This is a genomic window from Glutamicibacter sp. AOP12-B1-11, from assembly GCF_052379245.1.
GTDB lineage: Bacteria > Actinomycetota > Actinomycetes > Actinomycetales > Micrococcaceae > Glutamicibacter.
This window is the reverse complement of sequence record NZ_JBQSYL010000019.1, coordinates 83815-99337: the sequence shown is the minus strand read 5'-3', so window position 1 is coordinate 99337 and position 15523 is coordinate 83815. Positions and strand designations below refer to the sequence as shown.

9 protein-coding genes are annotated in these 15523 nt (G+C 57.9%); 3 read left to right on the top strand and 6 right to left on the bottom strand.

Annotated elements, in window-relative coordinates; all coding sequences use genetic code 11:
• Nucleotides 1-45: 45 nt before the first annotated feature.
• The 3 genes from ACT3UQ_RS12625 to dnaK form a co-directional block, all read right to left on the bottom strand.
• On the bottom strand, nucleotides 46-1014 hold the full coding sequence (locus ACT3UQ_RS12625) for a DnaJ C-terminal domain-containing protein (protein WP_105568695.1): 969 nt from the start codon (nucleotides 1012-1014) through the stop codon (nucleotides 46-48).
• A gap of 87 nt (nucleotides 1015-1101) precedes the next feature.
• A complete protein-coding gene (locus ACT3UQ_RS12620; protein ID WP_096283307.1) occupies nucleotides 1102-1674 on the bottom strand; it encodes a nucleotide exchange factor GrpE in 573 nt (190 codons plus the stop codon).
• 15 nt (nucleotides 1675-1689) lie between these two features.
• The gene (dnaK, locus tag ACT3UQ_RS12615; protein WP_096283306.1) at nucleotides 1690-3546 is read right to left on the bottom strand and encodes a molecular chaperone DnaK; all 1857 of its coding nucleotides are present in this window, start codon (nucleotides 3544-3546) and stop codon (nucleotides 1690-1692) included.
• Between the two features lie 173 nt (nucleotides 3547-3719).
• Between dnaK and ACT3UQ_RS12610 the strand changes: the two genes are divergently transcribed.
• Nucleotides 3720-4028 carry a PLD nuclease N-terminal domain-containing protein gene (locus tag ACT3UQ_RS12610; RefSeq protein WP_105650079.1) on the top strand — a complete coding sequence of 103 codons (309 nt, stop codon included), beginning with the start codon at nucleotides 3720-3722 and terminating at the stop codon, nucleotides 4026-4028.
• Between the two features lie 177 nt (nucleotides 4029-4205).
• Here ACT3UQ_RS12610 and pulA read toward each other — a convergent pair whose 3' ends face one another.
• From pulA to ACT3UQ_RS12595, 3 genes are all read right to left on the bottom strand, one after another.
• On the bottom strand, nucleotides 4206-9866 hold the full coding sequence (gene pulA / locus ACT3UQ_RS12605) for a pullulanase-type alpha-1,6-glucosidase (RefSeq protein ID WP_444637216.1): 5661 nt from the start codon (nucleotides 9864-9866) through the stop codon (nucleotides 4206-4208).
• Between the two features lie 403 nt (nucleotides 9867-10269).
• Nucleotides 10270-11817: a DEAD/DEAH box helicase gene (locus ACT3UQ_RS12600; protein WP_105553272.1), complete on the bottom strand. Its 1548-nt coding sequence runs from the start codon at nucleotides 11815-11817 to the stop codon at nucleotides 10270-10272.
• 303 nt (nucleotides 11818-12120) lie between these two features.
• Entirely contained in the window at nucleotides 12121-14238 is a 2118-nt protein-coding gene (locus tag ACT3UQ_RS12595; RefSeq protein ID WP_374954771.1) for an MMPL family transporter, read from the bottom strand.
• A 111-nt stretch (nucleotides 14239-14349) separates the two neighbouring features.
• On the opposite strand from ACT3UQ_RS12595, the gene ACT3UQ_RS12590 reads away from it, so the two are divergent.
• Both ACT3UQ_RS12590 and ACT3UQ_RS12585 read left to right on the top strand, forming a co-directional pair.
• Complete coding sequence (locus ACT3UQ_RS12590; protein ID WP_105553363.1) at nucleotides 14350-14850, top strand: MarR family winged helix-turn-helix transcriptional regulator; 501 nt, start codon at nucleotides 14350-14352, stop codon at nucleotides 14848-14850.
• A gap of 9 nt (nucleotides 14851-14859) precedes the next feature.
• The gene (locus ACT3UQ_RS12585; protein WP_105553273.1) at nucleotides 14860-15483 is read left to right on the top strand and encodes a LysE family transporter; all 624 of its coding nucleotides are present in this window, start codon (nucleotides 14860-14862) and stop codon (nucleotides 15481-15483) included.
• Nucleotides 15484-15523: the final 40 nt, after the last annotated feature.

The following is a 15523-nucleotide window of genomic DNA, read 5'->3' as shown; positions in this document are numbered from 1 at the left end:
GCGGGCCCCGCCGCCGCGTTGCACTACATCGCTCCTGGATTAATCCTAGAGCCTGGCCTTGGCTTCAAGTCCCACGCGAGGATCTTCCCCCGCGGTGGCGGCAGCGAAGTCTTCGATGGCCGCCTTCGCCTTGTCGTTCAGGTTCTGTGGAATCACCACATCCAAGACGATCAGCATGTCACCGGTGGACTTCGAGGTCTTCACCCCACGCCCCTTCAGGCGCAAGGTACGACCCGAGTTCGAACCGGCGGGCACCTTCACGGCTACTTGTTCCCCGTCGAGAGTCGGCACGTGGATCTTGGCTCCGAGGACTGCCTCATCAAAGGTAACCGGCAGGTGCACACGAATGTTGTTCTCTTCGCGTTTGAAGAACGGGTGCTCGGTGACTTTGACCTTGACCAGCAGGTCGCCGTTGCCGGCTCCGCCAGGTTGGCCTCGTCCACGCACACGCACCGACTGGCCATCCTTGATTCCTGCCGGAACACGCACGTCAATGACTTCACCGCTCTGCTCACGCAATCCGATGGTGGTGCCCTTGATGGAACCAGCGAAGGAGATGGTGGTGCTGGCCGTCCGGTCAGCTCCCTTGCGCGGCGGGGCGCTTTGGCCGAATCCGCCGCCGAATCCAGCCCCGCCGCCGAAGAGATCGGAGAAGTCGGGCTGTCCGCCGCGGCCGCGCGGGCCTCCCCCACCGCCGAAGAGGTTGGAGAAGACGTCGTCGAATCCCGCCTGGCCGCCCGGGGCGCCGCCAGCTCCGCCGGCGCTGAACCGGGCGCCTCCACCCATGGCGCGGATGGCGTCGTATTGTTCGCGCTCTTCCTTATCGGAAAGCACCGAGTTGGCCTCGGAGATGTCCTTGAATTTCCGCTCGGCGTCCGCATCGCCCTGGTTGGTATCCGGGTGGTACTTACGCGCTTGCTTGCGGTACGCCTTCTTGATGTCCGCCTCGTTGGCGTCCTTGGAGACGCCCAGAATGGCGTAGAAGTCTTTGTCGATCCAGTCCTGACTTGCCATCAGGGCCCCCTTTCTTTCGACTAGCGATTCGAAACTGCCCACTGACGAATTCTCGGCAGTGGGCAGTTTCGCTATCTAGATGTGCGGCTATTCGCCGGTGGCGACCAGCACCTGCGCGGCGCGCAGAGTGTAGGTGCCCTTGCGGTAACCGGCTCGCAATACCTGTCCCACATGGTCCGCCGGAATTTCGGGGACCGGCTGGCGCAGCAAAGCTTCGTGGACGTTAGGGTCGAATTCGACCCCAGCCTCGTCGATTCGCTCCAGGCCGTGCGATGCCAAAACCGTGTCCAGCTTGTTGGCGATGGCCGCAAACGGTCCATCGGCCAGGTCGCCGTGAGCACGAGCGGCATCGATGTCATCGAGTACCGGCAGCAAGGTGGAGAGCACCGACTGGACGGCGCTGTCGCGCACTGCCACCCGGTCGCGCTCGACGCGCTTGCGGTAGTTGACATACTCGGCCTGCAGGCGGAGCAGGTCGTTGCGCAACTCGTTTTCCTTCTCGGTGACCTCAGCCTGCGCCTCTTCGACGCCGGCGGCCGCCTCGTTCAGGATCGCCTCGGCCTGACCCAAAGCGTCTGCAGTCTGCTGCTCATTGGCGGCATCCTGCTCGTTCTCCGGCTCCTGGCCGGAGTTGGCGTTCTGGTCCTGTGCCTCGGACATATTCCCGTCTCTCCCTTACTTCTTGACGTTCTCGTCGTCTTCGTCGATTACCTCGGCGTCGACGATGTCTTCATCAGCATTCGAAGCCTGCTCACCCTCGGGAGCTTCGGCGCCTTCGGTCGGGGCATTGGCGTAGATTGCCTCGCCCAGCTTGGTCTGCGAAGCCTGCAGCTTCTCAAACGCGGCCTTGACCTCGTCGTCGTTGTCCTGCTTCTCCAGGGTTTCCTTCAGCGCGTCGACGTCGGCCTGAACCTCGGTCTTGACCTCTTCCGGAAGCTTGTCCTCGTTGTCCTTGATGAGCTTGTCAACCGAGTAGGCTGCCTGTTCGGCGGCGTTACGGGTCTCGGCTGCCTCGCGGCGGGCCTTGTCCTCTTCGGCGTGGGCTTCAGCTTCCTGCACCATGCGCTCGATGTCTTCCTTCGACAGCGAGGAGCCGCCGGTGATGGTCATCGACTGCTCGGTGCCGGTGCCCTTGTCCTTGGCGGAGACGTGCACGATGCCGTTGGCGTCGATGTCGAAGGTGACCTCGACCTGCGGGATGCCGCGCGGCGCCGGGGCGATGCCGGTCAGTTCGAAGGTGCCCAGCGGCTTGTTGTCGCGGGTGAACTCGCGCTCGCCCTGGAAGACCTGGATGGACACCGAAGGCTGGTTGTCCTCAGCGGTGGTGAAGGTCTCCGAACGCTTGGTTGGGATCGCGGTGTTGCGCTCGATCAACTTGGTCATCACGCCGCCCTTGGTTTCAATACCCAGGGACAGTGGGGTGACGTCGATGAGCAGCACGTCCTTGCGCTCGCCCTTCAGCACGCCTGCCTGCAAGGCTGCGCCCACGGCGACAACCTCATCAGGGTTGACGCCCTTGTTGGCTTCCTTGCCGGCCATGTCCTTGACCAGATCGGCAACGGCTGGCATACGGGTCGAACCGCCAACGAGGATCACGTGTGCGATCTCCGAAACCTTCACGCCGGCTTCGGCGATCACGTCGTGGAATGGCTTCTTGGTGCGATCGAGCAGATCCTTGGTCAGGTCCTGGAACTTGGCACGCGAAAGGTGCTCGTCCAGGTGCACCGGACCCTCTGGGGTGACCGAGAGGTACTGCAACGAGATGTTGGTGCTGGTGGCCGAGGAGAGTTCCTTCTTGGCCTGCTCGGCAGCTTCCTTCAGACGCTGCAGCGCGATCTTGTCCTTGGACAGGTCTGCGCCCTTCTGCTTGGCCTGAGCCAGCAGCCAGTCAACGATGCGCTGATCCCAGTCGTCGCCGCCGAGGCGGTTATCGCCAGCGGTGGAGCGGACCTGGATGGTGGAGAAGCCGTCTTCGTCCTTGCCAACTTCGAGCAGGGAAACGTCGAAGGTACCGCCACCGAGGTCGAAGACCAGGATGAGTTCGTCTTCTTTGCCCTTTTCCAGGCCGTAGGCCAGCGCCGCGGCGGTTGGCTCGTTGACGATGCGCAGCACGTTCATGCCCGCGATTTCGCCGGCTTCCTTGGTGGACTGGCGCTCGGCATCGTTGAAGTATGCAGGAACCGTGATGACCGCGTCGGTGACCTTTTCGCCCAAGTACGACTCGGCGTCGTTCTTCAGCTTCATCAGGGTGCGCGCGGAGATTTCCTGAGCGGTGTACTTCTTCTCGTCTACGTCGATGGACCAGTCGGTACCCATGTGACGCTTGACCGAAGCGATGGTGCGGTCGATGTTGTTCACTGCCTGGCGCTTGGCGATATCGCCGACCAGAACTTCGCCGCTCTTCGAGAAAGCAACGATCGACGGGGTAGTGCGGTTGCCTTCCGCGTTTGCGATAACGGTTGGCTCACCACCTTCGAGCACGGAAACTACGGAGTTGGTGGTTCCTAGGTCGATACCTACGGCACGCGACATAATGGCTCTCCTTTGCCTTGGTTGAAAGTACTAACGCTGAGGATTTTTATCCTGATTGAGCGTTCTGGACTCAAGTTTACTCAGCCGCTTTCGACTGTCAAATTAACTTGAGCCAACCTCACTCAACTTTGCGTTCTGTCTTCTTCAACGAACAAAGGGCAAGAATGATTCCCATGCCGAAAAATAATTTTCAGACACAGGACACCCAAGGCATTCAAGGACAATCCACCCTGCCCTCCCGGCGCCTCAACCTACCGAAAAAACGGTCCTTCCGGGAGCTGGATCGCCGCACCCAGGTTGCTGTCATCCTCGCTGGAATTATCGAGCTGACTTTGATGTTTGCAGCCTTGCGCGATCTTCGTCGACGCCCCGTTCAGCTGGCGAGAGGGCCAAAACCACTGTGGGCCGTGGTCAGTTGCCTCAACGTACTAGGAAGCATTTCCTACTTTGTTTTTGGGCGTCGCAAAGACCCTCAAAACTGATTTACAGACACAATGGAACAACCCGCTCTCGTGATGACGAGAGCGGGTTGTTCGCTGTCAGCGTGGACGCTTTGGCAATGAAAAACTCGATTGCCACACTGGCTAGATCAGTTCATCTACCAACAATGGTCCTGCGAATAATCCCTACAGATGGTCCAGTAGGAATGCTCCGTTCTACTACTTAGCCGAGCCCTGAGGTTCCACTAGGACTGCCGCGGTGCGCGCCGGAATAGTCAGCTCACCGGTGGCACTGTCGAACGAAGTTGACTTCACCCGGTCATCACTGCCTTTCGCAAGAGACTTGGCAAGCGAGTAGTCGTGACCTACCAGCTCCTCAAGCTTTTGCGTGCTCTCCTTCGGCGAGGCATTGAAGAGGACTAAGGCACCGTCATGCTTGCGATCGACATCCTTACCCACCGTGTCGTCAATGCGCATCACGATAATTCCCGGTTCAGCCTCAGACCCGCCCAGCGGGAAGCTCACCTTTTGCCCAATGAGATCAGCTGAGCCCAATCGCAAGAGTCCAACTTCCTTGCGGGTCTGCAGCAAGTCCAAGGCTGCCCCTTCAGCATCAGCCATGGCCTTGGCATCCGGCTTGAGCGCAGGGTCTTCTAATAGTGGAGCCATCAGATCCCACTTCTCCCCGTTATCTGCCTCGGGCGGAAGACCCGAGCCAAAAGTATTTTCCACTCCGGAGAAGTCGATGCGGTTGAACCAGTCCCCCGAGTTATAGGAATTTCGGTCCAAAGACTTTGAACGCAATAACTCGGTTCCGGCATGCCAGAACGGACCAGCTTGTGTATACATCCCGGTTGCTTGCGAGAGAGTATTCATCCGCACCCGATCCTCCATGGAAGTATCTCGTGGCAACTTGAGCACAGTGAGGTCGTAGAGCGTTTCATTATCGTGCGCGTCAACATAGTTGATCACTTCTCCCGGCTGCGAAGCATAGCCTGCTTTCGCTCCGCGGTAATCCAATTCATCACCACGGTGCACACTGCCATCCGAAGCGAGGAATTCGAAGTCTGCGAGATTGCCAGCCAAGCCGAGCTTCACTAGGTCGGTTTCGTGGCCGAGATCTTTCAACGCTTCCTCGGTGCTCCCATTGACCTTATTACCGTTGGGATCCGTTCCCAAGCCAGTACCAAAGCCCTGACGGAATGTTGAGGATGAATCAACAGGACTGCCACCATGAACGGCATCGCGCAGTCGGTCGTTAAAGGTCCCGATGCCGGTACCGTTCATTTGCCCCTGAGTCGCTTGATAGAAGCGAGCATTGTCCGCCACCTCACCAAAGTTCCATCCTTCGCCATAGAGGTAAATGGACTTGCCGTCCACTCCGTCACGTCCCGGCTTCAGTTCATCTAATGCACTGCGTACGGCTTCCATGGTTTCTCGTGAGTGGTGGCCCATGAGGTCAAAACGGAATCCATCAACCTTATAGTCCTTGGCCCACACCACCAGGGCATCAACCATCAGTTTCTGCGCCGCAGCGTGTTCCGTGGCCAGGTTCTGACAGCAGGACGAGGTTTCCACTTTCCCGGTGGCATCAAGTCGGTGGTAGTAGCCAGGCACGATCTTATCCAGCACACTGCGATCGGCTTGACCCGAGGCTGCGGTGTGGTTGAACACCTGATCAAGCACTACTTCTAGCCCCATGCTGTGCAAGGATCCAACCATCGAGCGGAATTCTTCGACACGGTTCGCTCCTTCAGGGTTCGTGGCGTACGAACCTTCCGGAGCCATGAAATGGAAGGGGTCGTACCCCCAGTTGAATCCGTCTTCATCACCGTGGGCAGTAACGCACTCTTGTTGTTTGCTGGAAGCTGCCGGCAGCGACTTCAGATCACAGTCCGTCTCAACACGTTGTGACTGTTCCTCCTCAATGGTGGCGATATCAAAACTTGGCAGCAGGTGAACGGTAGTCAGGCCAGCCTCGGAAAGCTGTTTGAGCTGTTTACTCCCGGCCCCATTTGCTCCAAACGCTCCGTAGCGGCCCCGCTGATTCTCGGGCACCGAAGCATCTGAAATCGAGAAGTCACGGATCTGCAGTTCATAGATGCTGCGGTCCACGTCCTTTTCGACGTTTTTGGCTTTGGCCTTACGCCACTGTTTTGGCTGGTGGTGAGGGTCTTCCAAGCTCACCGCGACCGAGTGGGTGGAATTAGTGGTCAACGCAACCGAATATGGATCGGTAACAATATTCGTTTCGATCTTGCCCGTTTCAGGGACAAAGACCTGAACTTCCCACCGGTACTTCGCCTCAGCCATCTGAGGTTTACCCTTTACCGTCCACACACCGCTGTCCTTCGAATAGCTAGCAGCGTATCGTGCAGTCTTCTCCTTCTTGTCAGTAATCAGCAGTGTTGTTTTTTGGGCCGTGGGTGCCCAGAGCCTAAAGGTAGGGCGTTTTCCGGTGAAGCTCACGCCGAGTTCTACATCGTCAAGCGCCTTGGCATAGAGATCATCAATGACACCAGCACTCTGAACTCCGGTGAAGGCGGTGAGTTTCTGGGTATCCCCTTCGCCATCAAATCGTGCCAATGCCAGTTGTGAACGCAATGCAGAGGCTACGTCTTCGCGATCTAGCTCAACACGCAAGGCACGGTAGTCGGCAAGGTGTGGGAACTTCTTGCGTTGTTCGGCACTCAACCCACCAATAATTTCTTTGAGCTCGATTGGCTTCGCACCGGAGATCTCTTCTCCCTCCAATTTCAAGCTGGCGTCCTTTGAAGCGTAGAGGGCATAGTTTTCACCAGTGCCTAGATCACGAGGAATCGCTAGGGTGTCAGCGGAAATCCACTGCGCTTTCATTTGACCAACGCCGGCGACTGTTTGGGTGTCAGAACCAAACTGCAACAGGTGAGTCTTCGAGTCGTAGCTGAAGCTCACTGGCTTTCCTTCGGTTACCGAAAGACTGTAGTTAGCACCTCCGGCGGCACCGTCAACGCCATAATTTTCGTCCCACCCGAAGTTGTGTGACACCTTAAATTCGTAGGTACCAGCCGGGATCTTCTCCGTAGTGAATTCGTAGGTACCGTCAGCATCAGCGTCCGCCATTAAAGTAGCGAGACAGGTTGGATCCCAGTCGGATTTACAGCCCAATTCGTCTTGAAAACTTCCCGGTAAGGTGATCATCGGACCCTGTTGATCGCTTTGTGCGATGTTGTTGCGGGGATCGAAGAAGAACTTGACGGTCCCACCTTCGTGAGAATATTTAAGGTTGTCACCACCGGCAATACCACCAGCGCCGTAGCTCAGATCCCATGATCCGTTGATGGCTACCTTGTATTCATAGTCCCCTGCTGGGACATCGAATTCACCAGAATAGACCCCGCCAGGCTGTTCAGTGAGTTTGGCTGCCTCGCAGGCCGGATCCCAGTCGGTGACACAACCCATTTCGGTGTTATGGCTTCCCGGCACGGTGACCATGGAGATATCCGATTCAGCCGGTTTTTCCTTCGCAAACCCGGAAACGTCGTTGCCCACGGAAGCATAGGTGGAAGCGGCGCTGCGTTCTCCTGCGGCATTGTTACTCACGGCACGATATTCCACCAAGGTGCCTTGTGGTAGCGATGAAACGTCGTGGAAGACTCGTGGGGTGTGGTCTTCTGCCACGCCCAGTAGGTGCCACTTCTCGGTGCCCACTTCACGCCACGACATGCTTGTTTCAGCCCACGCCTGTTCGCCTAAATCCACGGATACGGGTGTTACGCCGCTGAGCCCGGCCCCAGATTTTGGAGCGGAAATCTCAGGTGTGAAGGCAGCACTATCTACGTTCTTGTCAGCTTTATAAACCACTGCAGATAGCGCTGGCACCGTCACGTTGAGTTTCCCGTCCGCAGCACTGCTGAGTTTGTCTTCGGCGCCATAGAGCGCTGAGTAGGTTGCGTCGGAGGTCAGAGTCGACAACTCAACATCAGCGGATTCTTCCGAGTTGTTCAGGGCCACCAGGTATTCGGTTTTCTCGTCACGGTCCACACGCGAGAATGCATAGACTCCCTTGGAATCTTGGGCGTATAGCTCTACTTGTGCCCCGCCCTTCAGCGCTTTGTTTGATTCGCGAAGTTTAGAAAGGGCCGCGATGTGCTGGTACAACGGAGAATCACTGTCATAACGATCTTGGGTTCCGAGCTTTTCTCCGGTAATCAATTCTTGGTTCTGATACTCCGAGACTTGAGAAGCGAACAGTGATTGGCGAGAATCCTTGTCTCCACCGGTGCCTGCAAATCCTTGTTCGTCACCGTAGTAAACCACCGGCTGGCCACGGGTCAGGAACATCAGTTCATGGGCCAGTTCATCACGTTTGAGTTTCTGATTGCTGTTGTTCAGGAAGTACCCAATGCGCCCCATATCGTGATTGCCAAGGAAAGTTGGTAGAGCATCAGCTGAGGTGTTTGCCGTGGTGTAGTAGTCATCCGCCGAGAACAGCGTGCTTAGCGTTTTGGCTGAATTTCCTCCCGCGAAACCGGCAGCAGCAGATTGGAACGTGAAATCAAGGACGGAATTCATTTCCGTCTTACGCACGTAGGGCGAAAGCTTCTTTGCATCGGCATCATAAACTTCGCCAAACATGAAGAAGTCGTCTTTACCCTGGGCTCGTGCATAGTCCTGAACTTGTTTGGTCCATTGTTCCCAGAATTCAAAATTCACATGTTTTGCGGTGTCGATGCGGAAGCCATCAATTCCGAAGTCCACCCAGTTCTTGTAGACCTCTGCGAAACCGTTGACAACCTTAGGATTTTCGGTCATGAGGTCATCAAGCCCCTGAAAATCGCCATAGGTGACCGACTCACCTTCCCAGGTTGAGTCCCCGCGGTTGTGATAGAGCGTTGGATCATTGAGCCAGTCGGGGACCTTCTTGACTTGGTCAGAAACAACCGGGGTATAAGGGAAGGAACTGGAAGCGTCTAGCTCTGGGAAGGTATCACTGCCTGCGTAGTCCGCCGGGTCAAAGGCTTGACCCTGAGCATCCTTATAGGGAAGGGAAGACTGCTCAACGTAGGAATACTTCTTTTCCTTATTGTCGATGAGATCCGCGGTATGGTTCACGAGGATGTCGAAATACACCTTGATGCCACGCTTGTGGGCGTCATCAATCAGTTCGGAGAGTTCTTCATTGGTGCCTAGATGTGGGTCGATCTGAGTGAAATCGGTGACCCAATAGCCGTGATATCCGGCGCTGGCATCATCACCACTACCCTGAACCGGCATGTTCTTAAAACTGGGCGTGAGCCAGATGGCGCTGGTGCCAAGGCCCTGAATGTAGTCGAGCTTGGAGTGTAAGCCTGCGATATCACCGCCTTCATAGAATCCTTTGTCCGTCGGATCAAACCCGGTGGTTAGTCGATCACCTTCCAAACCGCCGGTGTCGTTAGCCGTTGAGCCATTGGCAAAGCGGTCTGTCAAGACGAAATAGAATTGCTCACCAGAACCGGCTTGCCTGACCGGCGCAGCGACCAATTCGGCATCAGTATCTGAATATTCTCCGCGAAGGTCCAGTGGCACAACTTGTGTCAGCCCAGTGGCCGTATCAAAGGTGAAGCGCAATCGACTATCCGCACTCAGGGCTAGGGGAATGTTCTCTTCTCCCCCATCCAGTCCATAAGACGTGTCAAAGCTTTTGTTCAACGCTACTTTGTATTCATAGTTCCCCGCCGGAACTTCCACTTCCAGGCTGTATTGCCCTTCCTGGTCCGTGGATTGCAGGCTGGTAGCTTCACAGTCAGCCATCCAGTCAGCGGAACATCCCAACAACGACTGAAAAGAACCGGCCAGAGTCACAGAAGTTTCATCTGCCACGGCGGGAATACTAGCCAGGGGTGCGAGCGCCAGCATCGGGGTTGCGGCCAAGGCGGTGACCCAACGACGCCAACTACGTTTATGAAGGTATGGTGGCAGAGGCTGACTGCGCACGGAGGAAGCAGCGCTTTTGCTGTTCACGAAATGCTCCATTGAGTTCGAAGGTGCGAGCGGCAAGCCATAAGAGCTGACTCGCCAGTGATTCAGCCCACACTACTGAGCGAATTCCATCAAGTGCAAGCGTTTCCAACATTTACACTCGGATGCAGGGAAAACATCAAACTTTTCAGTATTTTTCCAACTTTTTACATAGGAAACGTTTGCACAATGCGGCGCAAAAGTCTCCAATTCCCATTGTCCGGTCAGGTCGGCAACCCCACTACAAAAAGAACCTCCAGACAGCTTTTGGCTGTCTGGAGGTTCTTTTTCGTACTAGTTCTTACCGTCCGCCGGTAGCAGGGCTTGATGCACGACGTGGTCCACGTGAGCGACCACCTGCGGCACCTGCAGCATTGCGGCCTCCGGATCGTGCTGAGCGTGGGGAGTTCGACGGACGCTCGCCATTCGCTCCACGAGCCGAACGGCTTGGACGCTCAGCATTAGCGCCGCGTGATTCGCGTGCTGGACGCTCCGACTGGTTCGATGCACCGGAACGATCTGAACGGCGACGGTCTCCGCCGCGGCCCTGCGCCTCACCGGCAGGCTTGCCGCCGCGTGCATTGCGTGCGCCACCGCGTCCGCCACGGGCGTTCGAGGATTCGCCGGCAGGCTTCTTCTTCGCTGGGTTGCGGGTCTGCTGTGCTGGAGCAACATAAGGAACGAGTTCGGCAACTTCGCCGACGACCTTAGCCACAACTGGCGAGTTCAGGTTGACCTTTTCGAAAGGTACCTTCAGCCCGGCCTGCTTCAGCAAAGTCGAAACGTCGCCCTGCTGATCAGGGGTGCAGATGGTCACTACGGTTCCATCCGAACCTGCACGTGCGGTACGGCCCGAGCGGTGGGTGTAGGCCTTGTGTTCTGCCGGTGGGTCCACGTGCACAACGAGCTCCACACCATCAACGTGTACGCCACGGGCGGCCACGTCGGTGGCTACCAGTACCTTCGCCTCACCCGAGGAGAAGGCTGCGAGGTTGCGATCACGAGCGTTCTGCGACAGGTTGCCGTGCAAATCAACTGCCGGGACTCCAGCCTTTGAAAGGACAACTGCCATCTTCTTGGCGTGGTGCTTGGTGCGCATGAACATGATGCGGCGTCCGGTGCCCTGAGCCAGAATACGGATCAGTTCCTTTTTGTCGTCAGCCGGGATCACGAAGACGTGGTGTTCCATGGTGTTCACCGCGGCTTCCGGGGCATCAACCGAGTGGATGGTTGGATTGCTCAGGTAGCGCTTGACGACCTTGTCCACGCCATTGTCCAAGGTGGCGGAGAACAGCATGTGCTGGATTCCTGTTGGCATGCGGTCCATGATGCGGCGCACTACCGGCAAGAAGCCCATGTCGGCCATGTGGTCGGCCTCGTCCAGAACCGAAATTTCCAGCTGGGACAGGTCAACGACCTTCTGCTTGATCAAATCGTCAAGGCGGCCGGGGCAGGCAATGACAATGTCAACGCCCTCGTTCATGGCCTTCTCCTGGCGGCTCTGAGCCACGCCGCCGTAGATCACGGTGGTGCGCAGTCCGGAGGCTGCCGCCAGTGGGTCCACTGCCTTGGCAATCTGGGTGGCCAATTCGCGGGTTGGAGCCATGATCAATGCTCGTGGGAAGCGAGCCTTGCGACGCTGTGGTCGCTGCGCCAAGCGCGCTACCAATGGGATCGAGAAGGCAAGGGTCTTGCCGGAACCGGTCTGTCCACGGCCCAGGACGTCGCCGCCTGCAAGTGTGGTGGGAAGGGTCGCTTCCTGAATGGGGAAGGCCGATTCGATGCCTAGCTTCGCCAAGACATTCGATAGGTTTTCGGGCACGCCAAGGGCGCTAAAAGTTGTAGTCACGCTCAAACTTTCTCTCTGATTCGCACGCCGGTTTCGACGTTTGGTTTCGCCGAGCCAGGAGGAAGTCCACCACAAGCAAAAGCCATAATCGGGCCGATAACTTGGGGAGAGGAAAGGCGCATTGCGGCGCAGATCATCAGCGGGAAATCTAAACTGTCGACGAATGCGCACCGAGCTTTCCGGGAGAATCACCAAATCACTTACTGGTGCGCACAACCCCAGTCTACAGGCCATTGACGGACCCAGACAGTGCCTGAGTCCGTCAAATGCCCGCAAATCAAGAGATCTCAGACACGTCGGGGGTTATTCGGCCTTCTTCGCGAGCTTCGAGGGCCACCAGACTTTCGGCCCGATTTCCTCCACTAGCGCCGGCACCAGCAGGCTTCGAACGACGAAGGTATCAAGCAGAACCCCGAAGGCCACGATGAATCCCAGCTGGGCGAGGAACATGATCGGCACGACACCCAAGGCCGCAAAAGTCGCTGCCAGAACTACACCCGCCGAGGTGATCACCCCGCCGGTTACCTTCAGCCCCCGGCGCATGCCCTCGCGGGTTCCATACTTCAAGGTTTCCTCACGCACCCGGGTCATCAGGAAGATGTTGTAGTCCACGCCGAGGGCCACCAGGAATACGAAACCGAACAGGGGCACCGCCGGGTCTGCGCCGGAGAAGTTGAAGATGCCGTTGAACACCAAGGCGCTCACGCCCATTGCGGTTCCGTAGGAGATGACCGTGGTGACGATCAACAGCACCGGCGCGAGCACCGAACGCAGCAACAGCATCAGAATGATCAGGATCGCTATGAGTGTCAGCGGAATGATCTTGGCCAAATCCGCCAGAGCGGTATCGGCCGTGTCGAGCTGCGTCGCGGTGGTTCCGCCGATCAGCGCCTCGGCGTCCACCGCATGAACCGCCGCGCGGAGTGCGCCAATGGTTTCCTTGGCTTCATCCGAGTCCGCGGCGTCGCTCAATGTGATGGAGATCAGGCTGCGTCCCTCGATCACTTGCGGGTCGGCACCGCGTGCGGCCATGGCTGGCCCGCCGTCTTCTGCCTGCAAGTAAGCGGAGTCCACTCCGGTGACATCCAGTACATCTTCGAGGATGATGGCCGCATCGGCTTCGCTCACCACCGCGATGGCTGGTGAGCCGGATCCCGCAGGGAAGTGCTCACCGAGGGCGGCCTGCCCGTCCCGTGATTCCGAACCGCCAATGACCAGCTCGCTTTGCGGAACGCCATGCGCCTTGAGCTGGGTTACCCCCAGCGCACCCGCGGCAAGAACCAACAACGTGAGGATCCAGATGGGACGCGGATGGGCAGCGACGAAGTTCGCGATGCGCCCCCACAGCCCTTCTTTCACCACGGCATGCTCACCGTGCTGTGCGGCTTTCGGCGGGAATGGCCAATAGGCGGCCCGGCCGAGCAGGCCAAGCACTGCGGGCAGGAAGGTCAGAGCGGCAATGATGGAGAAGATGATGCCGCTGGCCCCAATCGGCCCCAGCGCCTTGTTCGAGTTCAGATCGGAGAACAGCAGGCAGAGCAGGCCGACCGTCACGGTGCCGCCGGAGGCGACAATCGGCTCCAAGGAGCTGCGCCAGGCCTTGGCGACGGCTTGGCGCTTGTCCTTGCCTTCCGCCAGAGCTTCCTTGTGCCGCGCCACGAAGAGCAACGAGTAATCCGTCGCCGCACCGATCACCAGAATCGACAGGATTCCTTGCGACTGCCCGTCGAGGCTGATCCACTGCGCATCGGCCATGTAGTAAACAGTGAGGATCGCCGCGCAAAGCGCCACCACCGAGGTGAGCAATACTGCAAATGGCAGCAGCACCGATCGATAGACCAGCAGCAGGATGACGAGCACGGCCACGAGGGCTACGCCCAGAAGCACCCCGTCAATTCCGCCGAAGGCTTCGGTGAGGTCGGCGCTGAACCCGGCGGGGCCGGTGACATAACCCGTGGTGCCATCGGGGATGATCTGCGCCAGCTTCGCCCGAAGGTCTTCGACTCCAACATTCGCTTTCACCTCTGCGCTCACCGGCACCAGCAGTTCAACGGCTTGCCCGTCTTCCGAAACGAAGGGGCCGGTAACCTGCCCGTCAAGATAGGCGAAGTCCGCGAGCTGCGCGGCCAGGTCCTCCCCGGCACTGGCCGGGAGGTCGGTTTCGCTCGTGACCAGAACCACCGCCGGAATCGCATCCGAGGTGCGGAACTTGTTCTGCCATTCAAGGGCTCGGGTCGCCTCTGCGGTTGCCGGCAGGAAGGCAACCTGGTCATTCGTCTGGACTTCGGAGAGCTTGCCGAAAGTTGGCCCGCCCACCCCTGCAATCGCCAACCAAAGCAAGATCACCAGGGAATACACCCCCAAGCGGACTCCCACGGCTTTCTTTTTCGAAGGCAACTCTGGCTTTCTCAGATGCGGCACGATTTGTTCCTTTTCGCAATGACACGGTTCTGCCAAGAATGTCGGGCAAGCTCAGCCTAGCAGAAAGTAGTTCCATCATGGAATGATTAAATGAACTATACAATCAAAGTCATGTCTACGACTACAAACCATCAGCTTGTGGCGCTATTAAGAGAATTCGGCCTTGCATCCGATCGATATGTTGAGTCGACCGGATCGATCCACGGCACGCACCGCACGGATATGAACGCGCTTTCGATCATCATGAAGCATCAGCTGCGCGGCGCCCTTCCCTCCCCGCGGGATCTAAGCCGGGACCTGCAGTTAAGCTCGCCGGCAACGACGGCGATGCTCGATCGGCTGGAAAAGATCGGCTATATCGAACGGCAGCGAACCGACAAGGACCGCCGGGTCGTGCGCATCGCGATGACCGACAAAGCACGCCGCGCAGGGAAGGAGATGTTTCTGCCGCTGGGCAAGAACATGCTCGAAATCGTCGCCGACTACGATTCCGAGCAAATCTCGCTCATTACCGATTTCATGAGCCGAGTCGTAGCCGGGGTCGACGCCGCCAGAGCTGAAGTCGTGTCACGTCACGAAGCCAAATCCGCTCCGGGGGCCGAAACACACTAAGCTGATCCAGTGACTCTTGCACTTTGGATCTCCCTGCTCGGAGCGAGCATCGTCATCAGCTTCACCCCGGGCGCTGGCGCAATCAATACGATGACCAACGCGATGAGGCTTGGCTTCCGCTCATCCATCTGGGGAATCCTCGGCCAGCAGATCGCGTTGCTCATGCACGTGATCATCGTTGCCGCTGGAGTCGGGCTGCTGGTTGCCGGATCACCGGCGATCTTCGCCGCGGTGCGCTATGCCGGCGCGGCCTATCTGGTGTATTTGGGCATCCGCATGATTCTTTCCAAACCGGATGTCGCCTCGGACGGAACCACTCAAGGCGGTGCGGTGGGCCGCTGGGCCATGGTTCGGCGCGGAATCCTGGTGAATCTGCTGAACCCCAAAGCCATCGTGTTCTTCCTGGCGTTCACACCGCAGTTCATTCGTCCGGACCAGCCGCTGATCGCGCAGTATGCCATCTACATCGGCACGATCATTTGCGTGGATATCTTGGTGATGTGGTTCTTCTTCGCCGCCACGGCACGCACCTTTCAACGATTCACCGCCACCACGCGCGGAGCGAAGATCCTTAATCTGGTCTTTGGCACGCTCTTCATTTTCGTGGCCGCACTGCTGCTTTTCCTGCATTAGTCACCGCGCAGCACCAGGGCACCGAAGCGCGTAGCAAAAT